Annotated in this window: 16 protein-coding genes; 1 reads left to right on the top strand and 15 read right to left on the bottom strand. The window is 42.6% G+C overall.

The genetic code is table 11. The features are described from left to right. Positions 1-68: 68 nt before the first annotated feature. From EUBREC_RS04010 to EUBREC_RS03960, 11 genes are all read right to left on the bottom strand, one after another. Positions 69-668, bottom strand: coding sequence for a biotin transporter BioY (locus EUBREC_RS04010; protein ID WP_012741773.1), 600 nt, complete (start codon positions 666-668; stop codon positions 69-71). Positions 669-800: 132 nt separating this feature from the next. Further along, positions 801-1,232, bottom strand: a complete 432-nt coding sequence (locus tag EUBREC_RS04005) for a M67 family metallopeptidase (protein WP_012741772.1) — start codon at positions 1,230-1,232, stop codon at positions 801-803. Between the two features lie 24 nt (positions 1,233-1,256). Beyond that, positions 1,257-2,096: a HesA/MoeB/ThiF family protein gene (locus EUBREC_RS04000; RefSeq protein ID WP_015516814.1), complete on the bottom strand. Its 840-nt coding sequence runs from the start codon at positions 2,094-2,096 to the stop codon at positions 1,257-1,259. Beyond that, entirely contained in the window at positions 2,096-2,302 is a 207-nt protein-coding gene (thiS, locus tag EUBREC_RS03995) for a sulfur carrier protein ThiS (protein WP_012741770.1), read from the bottom strand. Before thiS ends, EUBREC_RS04000 begins: the two co-directional genes overlap by 1 nt. Positions 2,303-2,385: 83 nt before the next feature. Further along, positions 2,386-2,703: a thioredoxin family protein gene (locus EUBREC_RS03990; RefSeq protein WP_012741769.1), complete on the bottom strand. Its 318-nt coding sequence runs from the start codon at positions 2,701-2,703 to the stop codon at positions 2,386-2,388. A 2-nt stretch (positions 2,704-2,705) separates the two neighbouring features. Beyond that, a complete protein-coding gene (locus EUBREC_RS03985) occupies positions 2,706-2,951 on the bottom strand; it encodes a sulfurtransferase TusA family protein (RefSeq protein ID WP_012741768.1) in 246 nt (81 codons plus the stop codon). 93 nt (positions 2,952-3,044) lie between these two features. After that, entirely contained in the window at positions 3,045-3,914 is an 870-nt protein-coding gene (locus EUBREC_RS03980; protein ID WP_012741767.1) for a 4Fe-4S binding protein, read from the bottom strand. 102 nt (positions 3,915-4,016) lie between these two features. Beyond that, the gene (locus tag EUBREC_RS03975) at positions 4,017-5,249 is read right to left on the bottom strand and encodes an O-acetylhomoserine aminocarboxypropyltransferase/cysteine synthase family protein (RefSeq protein WP_012741766.1); all 1,233 of its coding nucleotides are present in this window, start codon (positions 5,247-5,249) and stop codon (positions 4,017-4,019) included. A 122-nt stretch (positions 5,250-5,371) separates the two neighbouring features. Then, entirely contained in the window at positions 5,372-6,349 is a 978-nt protein-coding gene (locus EUBREC_RS03970) for an NAD(P)/FAD-dependent oxidoreductase (protein WP_041253908.1), read from the bottom strand. A gap of 129 nt (positions 6,350-6,478) precedes the next feature. Then, the gene (locus EUBREC_RS03965; protein WP_012741764.1) at positions 6,479-8,104 is read right to left on the bottom strand and encodes a glycoside hydrolase family 13 protein; all 1,626 of its coding nucleotides are present in this window, start codon (positions 8,102-8,104) and stop codon (positions 6,479-6,481) included. Positions 8,105-8,217: 113 nt separating this feature from the next. Continuing rightward, the gene (locus tag EUBREC_RS03960) at positions 8,218-9,903 is read right to left on the bottom strand and encodes a glycoside hydrolase family 13 protein (protein ID WP_012741763.1); all 1,686 of its coding nucleotides are present in this window, start codon (positions 9,901-9,903) and stop codon (positions 8,218-8,220) included. Between the two features lie 190 nt (positions 9,904-10,093). Here EUBREC_RS03960 and EUBREC_RS03955 point away from each other — a divergent pair, with 190 nt between their 5' ends. Beyond that, positions 10,094-10,975 carry an AraC family transcriptional regulator gene (locus EUBREC_RS03955; RefSeq protein ID WP_012741762.1) on the top strand — a complete coding sequence of 294 codons (882 nt, stop codon included), beginning with the start codon at positions 10,094-10,096 and terminating at the stop codon, positions 10,973-10,975. Between the two features lie 4 nt (positions 10,976-10,979). Here EUBREC_RS03955 and EUBREC_RS03950 read toward each other — a convergent pair whose 3' ends face one another. The 4 genes from EUBREC_RS03950 to EUBREC_RS03935 form a co-directional block, all read right to left on the bottom strand. Then, a complete protein-coding gene (locus tag EUBREC_RS03950; RefSeq protein ID WP_012741761.1) occupies positions 10,980-12,419 on the bottom strand; it encodes an aminoacyl-histidine dipeptidase in 1,440 nt (479 codons plus the stop codon). A 108-nt stretch (positions 12,420-12,527) separates the two neighbouring features. After that, positions 12,528-15,494 carry a type I restriction endonuclease subunit R gene (locus tag EUBREC_RS03945; protein WP_012741760.1) on the bottom strand — a complete coding sequence of 989 codons (2,967 nt, stop codon included), beginning with the start codon at positions 15,492-15,494 and terminating at the stop codon, positions 12,528-12,530. A 122-nt stretch (positions 15,495-15,616) separates the two neighbouring features. Next, positions 15,617-16,543, bottom strand: coding sequence for a site-specific integrase (locus EUBREC_RS03940; RefSeq protein WP_012741759.1), 927 nt, complete (start codon positions 16,541-16,543; stop codon positions 15,617-15,619). Between the two features lie 143 nt (positions 16,544-16,686). Beyond that, positions 16,687-17,250 (bottom strand): restriction endonuclease subunit S, encoded by a 564-nt coding sequence (locus EUBREC_RS03935; RefSeq protein ID WP_330367788.1) that lies wholly within the window; start codon positions 17,248-17,250, stop codon positions 16,687-16,689. Between the last annotated feature and the right edge of the window lie 8 nt (positions 17,251-17,258).

The raw sequence follows: 17,258 nt of genomic DNA, 5'->3' as shown, positions 1-17,258 counted from the left end.
TTTATCTCCCTGTAATACCATATCCATACTTTATTTCATATATTATTTCATGCCTTATTTTATACGCTTTATGCTTTATTTTTTGCCTTATGCTTCACACTGTATCCATTGAGCATTCCTTCAAAAACAGGACGAAGCTTGGCAGAAAACACTGCTGCCGATACGCATAATATAAAGTCCGGTGCAACAGTTATCAGACAGTAATCTACTATTACGATGCCCCAGCTGACAGGTGTTGCCGCATAGAAATTCTTCATGCAGTAAAAGTATATTGCTCCAACTGTATAATATGCCACCAGTCCGACCGTTGCCGGAAGAATGAGTGTAAACGCATTGGTCTTTTTAAGCTTTTCTGTGATAGCTCCGATTAAAAATGCGGCAAGCACAAAGCCTAAGAGGAACCCAAAGCCCGGTCTTAAAATGTATGTAGGACCACCTCCTGCCGCAAATACAGGCACTCCCACCAGTCCGATGCACAAATATACTATTACGCTAAGCGATGCCAGCTTTGCCCCGAGCAGAAATCCCGCCATCAGCACAAAGAACCACTGTAATGTAAAATGCATGGTGTACATAGGAAGTGGAATATCAATCTTGATAAATGCTCCAACTGCTATAAGTGCCGCAAAAAGTGCACATGTTGTAAGTTCCTTCGTTTTTAATTTCATTTTCGAACGCTCTTTCGTTTTATTAAATATACATGCTATAATAACATCTTTCTCTAAAAAAGAAAAGCCATCTTCGATGAAGCTGACTTTTCTTTGCAGCTTTCGCTGCGACTCAAAACATTAACATATGATTTAGAAGTAATATTCATCAGAATATATTCGTAAATCCTCTTTCGTGACCTGTCCACCCTCGATATGAAACGAGTTGATTACAGGATTTTCTGCCATAAGCGACATTATCATGTAGCTCGCATTTGGATCGTATGCAAGCTTTATATCCTCATCCGATGGCCTTGAAGGGCTAGACGGATGTGAATGCCAGTTGCCAAGCGGCTTAAGGCCGTTTGCTCTCATGTCCTTTATGGCTGCCAGCTGCTCCTTTGGATCCATTGTGAAATGGTCCTCGGCATGGTCTGTATTCGTCAGGTAATATACCTTTATGATGAGACGACCGTTTTCGTCCTCACTGCCTGCTATCAGACCGCACGCCTCCTCCGGAAGATGCTCTTTAGCATATTTTGCTATTTCATCCAGAAACGGATATTTCATTCTTATGATACTCATATCGTTCCTTTCCTTACTGTCTTTTTATTCCTGTGTACGAGGTGCATCAAATCTGCCCGCTGTCTCCTCGCAGACCTCCTGCTCGTAGTCGATTGGCTCGAGAATGGTCGGATGGTCGCCACAGACTGCACAGTTGTGTGTATCCTTTGGAAGCTTAATCTTGTGGAACTCCATGGTGAGTGCATCATATGTAAGCAGATATCCTGTGAGCAGCTCTCCAACACCGATTAAATACTTGATAGCCTCCATAGCCTGAAGCGAACCGATTACTCCGCCCATAGCTCCGATAACGCCTGCCTGCTTACATGTAGGCACTGCATCCTTTGGTGGCGGATTCTTGAATACACATCTGTAGCAAGGTCCCTCTCCCGGCACATATGTCATGAGCTGACCCTTAAAACGGATGATTCCTGCATGTGAAAACGGCTTTTTCTCAAGCACACATGCATCATTGATTAAGAACTTTGCCGGGAAATTGTCAGTTCCATCGATGATGAAATCATAATCCCTGATAAGCTCTCTGATGTTTGACGCATCTACAAACATACGGTATGTATTGACCTGAACGTCCGGGTTCATGGCGTTCATTGTCTCTTTTGCTGACTTTACCTTGGCTTTTCCCACATCGGCTGTTCCGTGGATAATCTGTCTCTGCAGGTTGGATAAATCTACCTCATCCGCATCCACAATACCGATTGTGCCAACTCCTGCTGCTGCAAGATACATGGCTGCCGGAGCTCCAAGTCCGCCGGCACCGATAATAAGCACCTTGCCCTTTAATAATTTCTTCTGACCTTTAACGCCCACCTCATTAAGGATAATGTGGCGTGAATAGCGCTCGATCTGCTCATCAGTCATTGCCATTAGCATCCACCTCCCATGAAGTAAAGGAACTCTACATTGTCGCCATCCTTAAGCACTGTCTTTGGCTTATCCTCTGTGGCAACAAATTCCTCATTTATTGAAACTGTTACATACTCAGGCATATCTACATTCTCAAGCTCGATAAGCTCCGGTAATGTAAGTCCATCCTTATATTCTTTCTTCTCTCCTGCTACTGTGATAGTCATTTTATTTCCTCCTGTGTCACAGATTGTGGTATCTGTATGTGTTATTATCCTGTATCAGACTGCTTTATATAATAATCTAAAGACTATAATAATTCTTCAACCCATGCCTTCAAATCGGCAGGCTTTTGTGCGCCGACCTTTCTATCTAAGACCTCTGCGTCTTTTACGAAAAGCAGTGTCGGATTCGCAGTCACCTCATACTCATCAGCGAGCTCTCCGTCAAAGTTTGTGTTGACCTTGTATACGTGAAGCTTATCCTCATAATCATCCTCGATATCTCCGAGAACCGGTGCCAGCTTCTTGCAGGCCACACATGAATCCGAGTAAAAATCAACAATTACCGGAAGCTTGCTTTTTAATACTTTTTCATCGAAATCAGCCTTTGAAATTCTTGCTGCCATGATTAGTCCTCAACCTTTCTGACGTAAAGAGTGTATGTTCCATCCTCGTTGTCCTCGAGCTTAAGTATCTTGTGTCCCTCTTCCTTCATGCTTCTTGGAACATTCTGTACCGGCTCTCCATCATTCATACGGATTGCAAGCACCTCACCGTCATCTAATTCCTCTATTGCTACCTTTGCCTTTACAAATGTAAGAGGGCAAACCTTGTCAGTTATATCTACCTGATCATCGAATGCTATATCTGCCATTTTGCATCTCCCTTCCTATACTCATATTTATTATATTTTTGCCGTAACCGTTGTTGTTTATGCATGCCGGATATTTCATGCTATACATGGGGATTATTTACCCTCGTATGCTGCCTGAATCTCTTTTTTGAACTCTTCCTCGCCCACTCTCTGAAGAGTAAGTCTGAAACGCTCACCACCGTTTGCATGCTTCTCGAAGAAACTAATTGCTGCATCTGTCACTCTGAAAAGAGTTTCCTTGTCGCGGATAATCGGAACTAGCTGCTCTCCTTTATAGATGTGGTTTCCGAAAAGTCCTCCAAACGATACGATATATCCCGGAGTTCCCTTCCATGCATCTGTCGGACAGCTCTTTACGCAGCGCGCACAGTTGTTACATTTGTCTCTGTCGATGACAATCCTGCCATCCTCCATCGAAAGTGCACCCTCGCGGCATGCCTTCACACATACACCACACTGGATACAATCGTCATGGCTGCACTCTACTGTCATGCCGCCTTTGATTCCGACATCGTTTTCCTCAGCCTTTAAGCAGTTGTTCTGACAGCCTGTGACACCAAACTTGAACTTGTGAGGAAGCTCTCTTCCGAAGTATCTTTCATCAAGTTCCTTAGCCAGAGTGTATGTATCGATACATCCGCTAGGACAGATTTCTGAGCCCTGACACGCTGTGACAGTACGTACTCTCGGTCCGCAGACACCTGTTCCTACACCGCCCTTTGCCAGTTCCTCTTTTACCACATTGATATCCTCAACCTTGATAAAAGGAATCTCAATACCCTGACGCGATGTCATATGAACATATCCGTGTCCGTATTTCTCAGCAACCTCTGCTACTGTTTTGATATTTTCTGCTGTAAGATTTCCTCCTACAACCGCAATTCTAAGCGAGAAACAGCCCTTTTGCTTCTGTCTCATGAAACCGCCCTTTTTTAGGGCCGCGTAATCAACTTTCTCCGCCATTTTTAATCTCCTTACTGTGTAAATATGTTAATGTTTTGTTTTATATGTAAATGCATATGCACGCTCTCATTTGCATACACATTGATACCTTATTACGATGGCTTAATCAGCTATATTTAAAAAAGCCTGTGCAAAATCCTCCTTGAGGTCATCTATATCCTCGATACCCACACTGACTCTTATAAGATCCTCAAATACTCCTGCATCCTCCTTCTGCTTATCTGTGCTGTGAAGACTGATTGTGGAGCCCGGATGAATGACAAGTGTCTTTGTATCTCCGATATTGCTGAGTGTGTATGGAATCGTCAGGCTGTCTATAAATTTAAATGCCTTTTCCTTGCTGCCAACCCTGATTGTAAGGATTGCTCCATAGCCGTTTGTGAGCTGTTTTTTTGCTATTTCATGCCATTTGCTGCTACAAAGCCCCGGATAATTAACCTTTATGTCAGGATAATTGTTTTCTATCCACGACGCAAGCCCGAGTGCATTAGAGCATTCTCTTTCCATTCTAAGACCGAGTGTCTCAAGTCCTATAATATTTAAGTATGCATTCACCGGAGCTAAACAGGCACCCATATTTCTGAAAAGACTGTTTCTCAGCTTTGCGACAAATGCCATAGGTCCATACTTCACATAATCTGCAAACCCCGGATATCTGTTCTTGTCCCATTTGAACTTACCTGAGTCTGTCAGAATACCACTGATTGCATTGCTGCTTCCATTGATATATTTGGAAGATGAATTGACCACGATATCAGCTCCATGCTTTAAAACCTGTATCAGGTAAGCTGTCGATGTGGTATTGTCAACTACAAGCGGTATATCATGTGCGTGTGCTATCTCTGCAAGCTTCTCAATATCTGTGACATCCAGACAGGGATTACCGATAGTCTCTGCAAAAATCAGTCTGGTATGCTCATTGATGCTGTCCTCTATCTGCTGCCAGTTGTTGTTCTCGACATATCTGGTTGTGATGCCGAAGGCCTCAAGATCATGGAACAAATCTATTGTGCCACCGTAGAGGCTGGCGCTTGAGATGAGCTCATCTCCACTGCTTAGTATATTTAAGAAGGTATTCATCAGTGCTGCCATGCCTGATGCGCATGCCACCGATGCTATTCCTCCCTCGAGCTTTGTTATTCTGTTCTCAAAAGCTGTAATCGTAGGATTGGCAACTCTTGTGTAACAGTAGCCCGGAGCTTTGTTTTCAAATATTTTTTCCAGATCTGCCGCGCGCTCCTGCTCGAAGGCGCTTGTCTGATATACCGGTGGCAGTGTAGAGCCATTTGCCTCTTTTGTCACGCCGGCATGAAGTAAGCTTGTATTAAATCTCATTGTTTTCTTCTTCTCGTTAATTCTTACATAGTCTATTGTGTTACTAGGAATTGATGAGATTATTATACAAACGTGTGTGTTGAAAGTCAATGCTATCAGTTATACAAATTATTTGTGCGTGGTTATATATTTTGTTTATAGCCATTAATGTCCCTTAAATACTCTGCGGCTGTCGTTGCGGCATTTGCTCCGTCAGATACTGCGGTTACCACCTGACGCAGTGTCTTGGTACGGACATCTCCCGCCACATACAGTCCCGGCTGGACGCTTCTATCATGGTCACCATTTTTTGTTGCAGCATATGTGATGCCGTCCTCACCTGCCACTACATATCCTCTCTCATCGAGCTGCACCAGATTCTTTATAAGCTCTGACTGCGGTACTGAGCCGTATGCCACGAATACTCCGTCTACAGCCAGTGTCCTGCCACTTTTAAGCTTTATGCCTGTCGGCTTTTTTTCTCCATATATTTCTGTCACTGTTTCGTTTAGGACAAGCTCTACATTTTCTTTCTGCTTTAAGAGCTCAACTGTGCTCTGTGCACCGCGGAAGCTGTCTCTTCTGTGAACCAGATAGACCTTCTCACATATATCGGACAGATATAATGCATCATCCAAAGCGGTATCTCCGCCGCCCAGCACTGCGGCTGTCTTTCCTTTATAGAATGCTCCGTCACAGATTGCGCAGTAAGATACTCCCTTACCGGTATACTCATCCTCTCCCGGCACTCCTGCCTTTCTCGGATATGCTCCTGCGGTATAGATGAGCGCTCTTGCCTCTGCTATCGTGTCATCATCGAATTTCACTCTGTATATCGCTGATTCTTCTTTCTCACCATTTTGCACTGCTTCTATCTGCACTGCTTCTTTTTCGATAAATTCTACATCAAGAGACACTGCATGCTCCCTGAATTTTTCTCCCAGGTCATATCCGTTTATGTTTGGAAGCCCCAGATAGTTGTTCACATTTCCGCTCTCGGCTATCTGGCCTGTCCCCTCGTATTCTTTTTCTGCTATTGCCACATTCAGATTGGCTCTCTTTGCATATATTGCTGCAGACAGTCCTGCCGGACCACTGCCTATTATTATTATATCAAACATGGAATTGGTTCCTTTCATCGTCCATTGAATTTTTTCGGTAACTTATTATATACATTATCCTTAAAAAATACAATAATACCGCCTGCTTTTATAAAACACCTTTATAAAAACAAGCGGTATCAAATTTATCTATCGTATATACATCCTGGCCTCATAAGGTCTGAGCACTGACATATCAGAGGTATCCTTATAATTTGAAATCAGCACCTCCATGCCCTCACACTCCTTTGCAAGCGGCATTGGTATCTCCTTGTCAAAGAAATTGCACACAACAATCATGGTTTTTTCTTCATTCTTTCTGCTGTATGCAAAAATATTCTCATCATCCTCAAGTAAAAGTGTAAATTTACCATCAACAAATACCGGATAATCCTTTCTCAGCTGAACAAGCTTCTTGTAGCAGCTAAAGATTGAATCAGGGTCATTCACCTGTGATTTGGCATTTATTTTGTCGTAATTGTCATTTACCTTTATCCAAGGTGTTCCTGTGGTGAAGCCGGCATTTGCCGAGTCATCCCACTGCATAGGTGTCCTTGCATTGTCACGGCCCTTTGCGTAAATGGACTTCATGATTTCATCCTTTGAGTATCCTTTTTCAAGGCGCTCATGGTACATGTTTATGATTTCACAGTCCTTATAATCCTCGATATCATACTGTACATTTGTCATGCCCAGCTCCTCGCCCTGATAGATGTATGGTGTACCCTGCATGCCGTGCAGCAATATAGCAAGCATCTTTGCAGATTCCACTCTGTACTCCCTGTCATTGCCCCATCTTGACACGATACGCGGCAGGTCATGATTGTCCCAGAACAGACTGTTCCAGCCACAGTTGTAGAGCTCATTCTGCCAGTGAGCCATTATCTTTTTGAGCTTTTTAAACGGAAGCGGTGCAAGGTCCCATTTCTCGCCGCCCTCCTTCTGGTCAAGCCCTATGTGCTCAAACTGGAACACCATAGAAAACTCGCTGCCATCCGGATTGCTGTAAAGCTTTGCGCGCTCTGTGTCTGCGCCCCATGCCTCACCTACAGTAATCAGGTCGCCCTTCTGGAAGGTCTCCCTGCTAAGTTCCTTAAAATATTCCTGAAGCCTTGGTCCGTTTATGGTGATTCTCTTGTCCGGCTCTTTTGCTATCTGGTCGATTACATCAAGTCTGAAGCCGCCGACTCCCTTATCCATCCACCAGAGAATCATATCGTAGATTGCTCTTCTGACCTTTGGATTCTCCCAGTTTAAATCCGGCTGCTCCGGTAAAAACTGATGGAAATAATACTGTCCGATTTCCGGCACATATTCCCATGCGCTTCCACCGAAACAAGCCTTCATATCACTTGGCGGCACGCCTTCATCTCCGTCTCTCCAAATATAGTAGTCATGGTATGGATTGTCCTTGCTCTTTTTAGCCTCCTTGAACCACCTGTGTTCGTTTGAAGAATGATTTAAGACAAGATCCATCATAATCCTTATATTGTGCTTCTTTGCCTCGTTTATGAGCTCTTCCATATCATCGAGACTGCCAAACGTCGGATCAATATCCCTGTAATCCGAAATGTCATAACCGTTGTCCGCCTGCGGTGATTTGAATACCGGCGAAAGCCAGATTGCATTGATTCCAAGCGTCTCAAGATAATCAAGTCTTTTGATGATACCCTGTAAATCACCAAAGCCGTCTCCGTTAGAATCCTGGAAGCTCTTTGGATAAATCTGGTAAACTACCGCCTTTTTCCACCATTTTTCGTTATTGTTTTTGCTCATTATGCCCTCCTTGTCTCTTCATTGTCTCTTCATTATCTCTTTTTGTTATCTCTTATAGCTGTTTCTTTTTGTAAAAATTCAGCCTGGTTTCTTTAATGCTGTATCAAATTATGCTATTTTACAAGCACCACCAAAACCTCACAGCTTTCAAGCTTAAGCTCGGATGCTCCAACTGAAACAGTGCTCTTTTCAGCATCATTTGTGTTGGACAAAAGCACCTTTTTCACACTGCCATCCAGCCTGATTTGTGCCTCTTTACTACCAAAATTTGCCACAACCAGCACTCGCTTATTTTCATCCTCTCTGTAATAAGCCATGATACCATCTGTATCCTCATATGCCGGAACACATCTGCCGTAGGTGAACAGCTCCTTATATTCATCTGACTTTCTGAGTGCCACAAGCCTTCTGTAATAGTTCAAAACAGATGAAGGATCCTTTTCCTGCGCCGCAACATTGATAGCCTTATAGTTTTCATTGACCTTAAGCCATGGCTTTGCTGTGGTAAAACCGGCATTTGCCTCATCACTCCACTGCATAGGTGTCCTTGCATTATCCCTGCTCATCCTTCCACAGGCCGCAAGTGCCTGCTCCTTTGATAAGCCTGCTGCAAGTGCTGCCTTGTACTGATCCTTTGTGCTGATATCGTCATACTCATCTATACTGTTCCATTTTGCATTTTGCATACCGATTTCCTGTCCCTGGTATATAAACGGAATGCCTCGAAGCAGTACGCTGACAGTTCCTAACATCTTTATTCCGGCAGGATTTTGAGCATGCTTTGGTAAAAATCTTGAGGCACCTCTCGGCTCATCATGATTTTCTATGATATTGGCCTTAAAGCCGTACTTTTCTGTCTCAAGCTGTGAACCAAGAATGGCCTTTCTCCATGTGTCAAAATCTATTTCCGGTGCATCATACCAGCCATGCTCTCCATCACTTAAGCACTGTGCACAAAAATCAAATATTGTTGAAAAATGCCCATTCTCACCGATAAACTCCGGCAGTTCCTCAGGCTTCATATTGAATACCTCGCCAACCGTAAATGCATCATACTTCTTAAATGTATTGTTCTTTAATTCCTCTAAGAGCTCTCCGACACCTTCTGCACTTTCAACCATCTTGTAGCAGGCAGCCAGTCCGTCCTCTGCATCCGGCTCAAAATCAGGGAAATCAAGATTTTTCTTTATATTGATTATCGCATCTATTCTAAATCCTGACAAGCCCTTATCAAGCCACCAGTTAATCATCTCATAAAGCTTTTGTCTTAGCTTTTCATTCTCCCAGTTTAAATCCGGCTGCTCCTTCGCAAACATGTGCAGATAATACTTGTCCGTGCCCGGCACCTTCTCCCAGCAGCTTCCGCCAAAATAAGAGCGGTAATTGCTCGGCGGATTGCCGTTTTTACCTTTTCTGAAATAAAAGTAATCAGCATACTCTCCATCCGGATCCTTAAGTGCCTTTTGAAACCATTCGTGCTTATCCGAGCAGTGATTTATTACCAGATCCATGATGATGTGCATATCACGCTTCTTTGCCTCGGCAAGGAGCTCATCAAACTCCTCCATAGTACCGAACTCTTCAGCTATCGCATAGTAATCAGATATGTCATAGCCCTGATCCACAAATGGCGATTTATATATCGGAGACAGCCATATGATGTCAATTCCAAGCGATTTTAAATAATCCAGCTTTGAAATGATACCTCTTAAATCTCCTATTCCGTCACCGTTTGTATCCAGAAAGCTCTTTGGATAAATCTGATATGCCACCTTGTCATGCCACCATTTTCTCTCCATAATGTGTACCTCTTATCTAATCATAAATTTTGCACTCATTTACATCTTGAGCACTTCGCCTTGATGTATTATACTGCTATTATAAAAAGGGCTTAGTATAAATTCTTGCAATATTTTTTCATTTTATAACACAATACTGCTCTTATAATTTTAAAGGGTATAGTTTTAAAAGCTATGGAGAAACAACAATATGAAAAACAATAATCCGCCTGCCCTCGGGCAGAAAGAAAACGCAAAGCACGGAGAAGTATTTTTTCCCGTTCAGAAATATATAACAAGACTTGCAGCAGATTACCCTGTCATCACTACACACTGGCACGATGAGGCAGAGCTCACACTGATTACAAAGGGCTCATGCACCTATCAGATTGATTTGCTCGAATATGAAGCAAAGGAAGGCGATATCATCTTTATCCCGCCACTGCTGCTGCATTCCATTTCAATAAGGGACTGCGACGAATTTTACTCGGAAACGTATGTATTCCATATCAATTTTTTAGGTGGAAACAATACCGATATATGCTCTTCAAGATATCTGACTCCGCTAATCAACCATGAGTTTGCCATGCCTTACCTGATTGCACCGAAGCATCCGGCATATTCATCCCTTTGCAAATGCTTCATGCGCATAACAAATCTATACTCCCGTCAGGAATTCGCCTATGAGCTGGCTCTAAAGGCATTTCTGCTTCAGGCAATATTTCTATTGCTGCAATACAGTGAAAAAAATGCTGATTTTGGTGTCAACACATCCTCCGATAAGCTCAAAAATGTGCTCGATTACATCGATGTGCACTATGCCGAAAGCATCCAGGTTGCAGAGCTTGCCGGGCTTTGCTATTTCAGTGAATACCACTTCATGCGTTTCTTCAAAAAACACATGAACATGACCTGCGTGCAGTATATCAACAATGTGCGTCTTGAAAAATCCGTGGAACAGTTCGAGCGCGGCAACACCTCAATTTTAGATGTCTCACTGTCTGTCGGATTTCACAATCTGAGCTATTTTCACAGGGCATTTAAAAAGAGGTATCATATGACACCTCTTTCCTTTATCAAAAGCCTTGAATAAATATTTATTTGCACGCAATCACTCTGAGTATATACTCATATGACCTCTTTGCAGAGGATATGGAAAGCCTCTCCTCAGTCGTATGGATATCATACATGTCCGGTCCCATTGATATGCAGTCGAGTCCTTCAATCTTGCCGCTTAAAAGTCCGCACTCGACACCGGCATGAATAGCCTCAACTGTAGGCTTTTTGCCATACATCTCCTCAAAAATCCGTACCATATCCTCGCGGAGCTTTGAATCCTTCTTGTACTCCCATGCAGGATAATCGCCCTCAAATGTAACCTCTGCCGCAAAAGCGCCTGCTATGCAGACAAGCTGGTTCTTAAGGCTTTTTTTAGCCACACCGACCGAGCTTCTGACTGCGTATCTTAAAGTGACAGCAGCATCGTCTGATTTTAAAACTCCCAGATTAAGTGAGGTCTCAACAAGCTTATCGATTTCCCGGCTCATTCTGATGATGCCGTTTGGCAGTGCCTCGATAAGTGCGATAACCCTTGCGCTGTCCTTTGCACTTATAGCTGACTCACTACAGTCAGTCTCCTCTGACACAGTAAGCTTAAGGTCAGGATCAGATGCCTTAAACTCCTGTGCAATCTCAGCTGCTGCCTGTTCTATCGAAGCCTTCACTGCCGCAGCCTCATCAGGTGCTACAATAATCTGTGCAGTACACTCTCTTGGAATGGCATTATCCTTTCTGCCGCCATCTATAGAAGCTATAGCTACAGGTGCCGATGCGTCGCGAAGCAGTCTGGACATAAGAGTATTGGCATTGCCCCTTCCCTTATCAATCTCTGAGCCTGAGTGTCCGCCGGTGAGACCTGATAAGCTCACAGTAAGCTTTGTTCCGCTCACTGTCTCTCTCTCTACAGGCAGCTTCACATCGGCTCTGCATCCGCCGGCGCAGCTTGCGAGCATCACTCCCTCCTCCTCGCTGTCCATATTAAGAAGCTTCTTTCCCTTAAGCATAGACACATCGATGCCTGTAGCACCCTCCATGCCGACCTCCTCGCATACAGTGCATACAAACTCAAGGCGTGGATGTGACAGGCTGTCATCGTCCAAAATAGCAAGCGCATATGCCACCGCGATACCGTCATCTCCACCGAGTGTAGTGCCCTTTGCCGAGATAAAATCACCATCTATCAAAAGGTCCAGGCCTTCCTCATCCATATCCTTATCACAGTCAGGTGCCTTCTCGCAAACCATATCCATGTGCCCCTGCAGTATGATTGGCTCCACATCCTCATATCCTTCTGATGCTTCCTTTATGATTATCACATTGTGAAGCTCATCCTGGTAATGCTCAAGGCCTCTTGCCTTTGCAAACTCCACCAGATAATTACTGATTTTCTCTTCCTTGTATGATGGATGAGGAATACTGCATATATCCTCGAAAAACGAAAAAACGTTCTTTGGCTCTAAATCTGTTAATACTCTCATTTTACTCTCCTTAAAAAAAGTCTGCCGACGAATCCGCCGACAGACATATTATAACACAATCCGGTATTTAATTGTATATGTATTATAAGTGTTGTGAAATACATTTCTTTACACTAAAGGCTTAATCTCGTCATCCAGCGTACTCCTAAGCTCTGCAAAAAACTTAGCATAGTACTTGAATTTAGGTAAAGCATGTTCCACTGTATTTTTGTACTCAGGATAATTAATAGATGCCTTTATGGCGCTCTCATTAGGGATAACCCCATTGCGGTAATGTGTTGCCGCATACATTACATCATCCTTGTCTGCATGCCATAACAGGCAGAAATTACTCACAACCTGTTCTATACATTCATGTTTCATATTTTCAACAATGTTTAGAATTGATTTGCCCTTAAATCTGCTCTCATCAAGCTCTATCTCATTAATCAGATGTGACATGATATCTGCAACCTTTGGATTATCCTTACGCAGATCCTCTACATACTGCTTTGCCTCATCAATCTTCTTTTGCTTTTCCTCAGGAGTGATATCACCATCCTCCTCAGGATTGACGATATTCTGAATGAGATTGATGATATATTCATAATCAATCCTTGTATTACTGTATGCCATAAGCTCATAATCTGAGTCTATTTCCAGTTCTACTGGCGGATTAACCGGGTCCGATCCCGGTTCTGGCCCAATCTCACTTTTTATGTTCAGGTAATGACCTGCATAGTCTATATATTCCTGTTCAGTAATTCCATAATCATCAAGCATACTTTCATCATATCTGCTGAAGGATTTAAGCTGTGCAAAAAGTCTGTCAAAGCTCTGAAACATCTTCATGAAATGAAGCTTCTCCTCATCTGACATTGACGGAATGTCGTCCGGTATCTGAGCTGCAATTCTAAGTGCCGCAAGCGCCTTTTTAAAAGCAGGCTCCACATCATCCCACTCTGCAATAAGCGGTGTATCCTCTGTACTTCCTGCAGAGTAAAGCTTGACAGCATCATCCACACATTTCTTGAAAAGTACCGGTGCCTGAAACGTTACAATCTGTCCATACGGCTTTGATTTTTTGTCAAAAATACGATTAGTTCTGGAAAAGGCCTGTATTAAATCGTGAGGTCCCATCGGCTGCCTGTCAATAAAAATTGTCGACATGCATGGCGCATCAAAGCCTGTGAGCAGACGATCCACAACAATAACCAGATCAAGCTGTTCGTTTCTGCTCTTATACTTAGGATCTTTTCTAGAAAGTCGTTTATTTAGATTACTATTGTATGAAGTAATCTGTGAAATATCAAACTTTGTATCAAACATAGCGTTGTAGTCATCAAGAGACTGCTTCATCTTCTCCTGATTGACCTGCGAGCCGTCCTCATTTTCAGTCACAGAGTATGTAATGGCAAACTTAGGGAAGTCCGGTAAAACCTGCTTTATGCGTTCATCTATCTTTAATGGCGTTTCTCCGTTTTTCACCCTTGTGAGCAACTCATAATATTTTTGTGCAATCGAAATAGAACTTGTGGTCAAAAGTCCTTCAAAGGTCTTGCCCTTTCCATTTTGAAACCCCAGCTTATGATATGACTTATTTAAAATAACCTCAAGCACCTTGAGCATATGCGTCTCATTTTCATATCGGCTGCTGTCAGTCTCATCCGTCACACCCTTTGGACCATCGTGCTCCACTTGAAATCCCAAAACAGCATTATCATGAATAGCATTCTGGATAGTATATTTGTGCAGACATGCTCCGTATAATTCCTCTGTTGTACGTGGCAAATCCCCCATCAACGGATAAGGATTCTCCGGAAAACGTGGTGTTCCTGTAAAGCCAAACCAGAGTGACTTTCCAAAAAAGCGTTCGATTATTCTCTTGGTAGCCGGAGATACAGCTCTGTGACACTCATCCACCACAAAAGCTATTTTTAATCCTCTTAACCTGTTATACTCTGCTGTGCCCTCCTTCAGACGCTTTGAAATGAGAATCTGCATCTTTTGAATTGTAGTAACAATCATCTGTCTGTCAGACGATTTAAGTTTATTTTTCAAATCAGTCACATTATCAGTATTATCCACATCAATTGAATCATTCTGAGAATATGAACTAAATGACGTATTTGTCTGCTCATCAAGATCTTTCCTGTCTATAAGGAAAATAGCCTTATCCAACGCCGGAATATCCATAAGGAGATTTCTTGTTGCCTTATATGATGTAAGCGTCTTTCCCGAGCCTGTAGTATGCCATACAAATCCCGACTTTCCTGTTCGTGATGCTTCACGAATTGCCTCAATAGCATGTATCTGATATGGTCTAAGCAGAATAAGCCGCTTAGCCTCATTATCTAAAACCGTATATCTTGCAATCATCTCATGTGCCTGTGGAATCTTAAGGACATTTTTTGCAAAATCAATATAATCAGAAACCGGCTGATTGTTCCTGTCAACCCATCCGCTGATAAATTCTTTCTTTAGCTCCGTATCACTTGCTGCAGAAAAATACTTCGTGTCAACACCGTTGCTTATAACAAACATCTGAACAGCCGAAAAAATCCCCCTGAACTGCCCTTCACCAATGTATTTCTTTATCTGATTGAATGCTTCCATATATGAATGCTGTCTGTTTTTCAGCTCAATATGTATCATTGGAAGACCGTTTATCATCAAGGTCACATCAAATCTACGGTCTCTTGATGCGGCATCCTCATCATCCTTCAATGCACTGTACTGATTTATAACCTCATACACACTGCTGCCACCTGCAATATGCTCATGATTCATCACAACCAGATGAAGCTTCTTAGTATCACGCTGTACATGCACCATGACCTTGCCGTTTTCGCCTACCAGCCACTCTCCAGCCTTATAAAATGTTGAGAACTGCAACTGATTCTTTACCTGCTCAAACTCTGAATCAGAAAGTGGCTCACCATCCAGCCTGTCCTTATTGTTCTGCTCTAAAATATATTTAAAATTGTTCCATAAATCCGCTTCTGTCTTTAAATCTGGCCTGTACGTCCACTGCGAATCCCCATATATCAACTGCTCAATCAATTTCTGCTCTATTATCGATTCCAACTCCGGCATGATAATTTCTCCTTCTTCAAAACCTAAACACTAACTATATTTATTATAGCAAATATAGGCATAAAATACCACAAAATTACTTATATCAAAATCAGCGTAAGCATATTGTTTAAAAAGCTACATTACAGTCCTGACAAAGTCCTCATTACCAGATCCACATCCTTGTTTTCCAGTTCCTGAATGATATGCAGATATGTTTTCTGCGTTGTTGTCATACTCGCATGCCCCAATCTGCGCGCCACACTGGCTATAGAAACACCGGCAAACAAAAGCAACGACGCATGCGTATGTCTAAGTCCGTGAATGGAAATCTCCGATATCCCACAGGCCTTACAGTGTCTGGTGAGAGCATCATTGACGGTTGAATTATAAATCTTTTCCTCTCCTACAAATATAGGCTCGTCCTCCGGCAACCCTTTTATCAGCTCAGAAAACTTTACTACTATCTGCCAGTCAATCTGAATCTTTCTCACAGATGACTTATTCTTCGTCGGTAGAAAACCTCCCTTACCCTTATAATCCCACGTCTTACTTATAGAAAGAGTTTGCCTTCCAAAATCAAAATCCTTCGGTGTGATAGCAAGCGCCTCTGAAAAACGCATCCCTGTCTTTGCTACAAGCAAAATAAACCAGTCCCAGTTCGGCTCTTCCTTTATATCCAGATCAGCTATCAAAGTATGCAACTCAAACTGATTGAGATATTTAATCTTTTTCTCACGTGGTGTCTTACCCTTGATGATAGCCTTTCTGGTCGGATCACGCTCTATCAGCCCCTCATCCACCGCGTCCATTACCGCACCCTTTAGCTGATGATGGAAGTCAAGTGTTGTCTGTCTCTCATGCTCCTTTGCGTAATCATTTAGTATCTTCTGATACGCGGTCCTTGTCAGCTCACAAACCTTAAGCTCCGGAGCCAGCTTCTCCACCCACTTCTGAGTCATCCTGTACTTTGCCATAGTGGCTTCACGAATTGCATCTTTCTTATACACTTCTATCCACTGTGCGTAATAGTTGTAAAATAATGCATCCTTGCTCATATCCTCTAGCATACGCTACCTCCTTTATTAGTACTGCTTACGCTGATGTAACCATAATTAGGCTTGCTTTGTTTGAGGTTGGTTTATGTTTGATTCGTTGTCAAATTTATGGTAACCATTGTATAGATACGATGTTACTTACGATAAAAAACAGTTTATAAAAGCATGTTCAGATGTAATTTGTGCTGGCGCTGGTGAAGAGTGATGAGGTGGTCGAGGGTAGTAAAATAATCTCCAATCTTTATCTGCTCTTCCACCATTGGAAATGCAACTGTAGTGCCACCCACCAATTCTTTGTTAAGATTATTAACGGTACTTCCTGCCGCCATAGCCTTATATTGATTGAGCATGCCATCTGTTCCAAGTAAAGTACAAAGAAACTTTAAATCAAAGTTCTTTTTGGTATCTCGAATAGCAAGCCAACCATCATGAATACAGCCATCTATCGCCATTATATATGGTCTTCCAAAGCTCATCGAATTTGATAAGATCAAATCTCCTGGATGAACTTCTCTAGTTTTAGAGAGTCCTTCAGGTCTAATTTTCTCTGCTGTTTGAGTAATATAATTTCCCTGTTCTGGAGCATCACCAATCTTAACCCAATTCAATCCATTTTCATCATTCGTGATAAATTTATCTATCGGTCTAGGTGATCCACCACGCTCAATTGTTACCAATTCAGAAAACTTACGCTGTTCCCAATCGTTTTCAACATTTATAATTTTTT

This window comes from Agathobacter rectalis ATCC 33656 (assembly GCF_000020605.1).
Lineage (GTDB): Bacteria > Bacillota > Clostridia > Lachnospirales > Lachnospiraceae > Roseburia > Roseburia rectalis.
Note: the sequence above shows the minus strand (reverse complement) of the source record. Positions and strands in the feature narration are given on the sequence as shown.

Excerpts from the sequence above, each read along its gene's own strand:
- EUBREC_RS04010 (WP_012741773.1), bottom strand. The coding sequence starts at position 668 with ATGAAATTAAAAACGAAGGAACTTACAACATGTGCACTTTTTGCGGCA.
- EUBREC_RS04005 (WP_012741772.1), bottom strand. The coding sequence starts at position 1,232 with ATGAGTATCATAAGAATGAAATATCCGTTTCTGGATGAAATAGCAAAA.
- EUBREC_RS03950 (WP_012741761.1), bottom strand. The coding sequence starts at position 12,419 with ATGAGAGTATTAACAGATTTAGAGCCAAAGAACGTTTTTTCGTTTTTC.
- EUBREC_RS03970 (WP_041253908.1), bottom strand. The coding sequence starts at position 6,349 with ATGTTTGATATAATAATAATAGGCAGTGGTCCGGCAGGACTGTCTGCA.
- EUBREC_RS03985 (WP_012741768.1), bottom strand. The coding sequence starts at position 2,951 with ATGGCAGATATAGCATTCGATGATCAGGTAGATATAACTGACAAGGTT.
- EUBREC_RS03945 (WP_012741760.1), bottom strand. The coding sequence starts at position 15,494 with ATGCCGGAGTTGGAATCGATAATAGAGCAGAAATTGATTGAGCAGTTG.
- EUBREC_RS03940 (WP_012741759.1), bottom strand. The coding sequence starts at position 16,543 with ATGCTAGAGGATATGAGCAAGGATGCATTATTTTACAACTATTACGCA.
- EUBREC_RS03965 (WP_012741764.1), bottom strand. The coding sequence starts at position 8,104 with ATGAGCAAAAACAATAACGAAAAATGGTGGAAAAAGGCGGTAGTTTAC.
- EUBREC_RS03960 (WP_012741763.1), bottom strand. The coding sequence starts at position 9,903 with ATGGAGAGAAAATGGTGGCATGACAAGGTGGCATATCAGATTTATCCA.
- EUBREC_RS03990 (WP_012741769.1), bottom strand. The coding sequence starts at position 2,703 with ATGGCAGCAAGAATTTCAAAGGCTGATTTCGATGAAAAAGTATTAAAA.
- thiS (WP_012741770.1), bottom strand. The coding sequence starts at position 2,302 with ATGACTATCACAGTAGCAGGAGAGAAGAAAGAATATAAGGATGGACTT.
- EUBREC_RS03980 (WP_012741767.1), bottom strand. The coding sequence starts at position 3,914 with ATGGCGGAGAAAGTTGATTACGCGGCCCTAAAAAAGGGCGGTTTCATG.
- EUBREC_RS03975 (WP_012741766.1), bottom strand. The coding sequence starts at position 5,249 with ATGAGATTTAATACAAGCTTACTTCATGCCGGCGTGACAAAAGAGGCA.
- EUBREC_RS03955 (WP_012741762.1), top strand. The coding sequence starts at position 10,094 with ATGAAAAACAATAATCCGCCTGCCCTCGGGCAGAAAGAAAACGCAAAG.
- EUBREC_RS04000 (WP_015516814.1), bottom strand. The coding sequence starts at position 2,096 with ATGGCAATGACTGATGAGCAGATCGAGCGCTATTCACGCCACATTATC.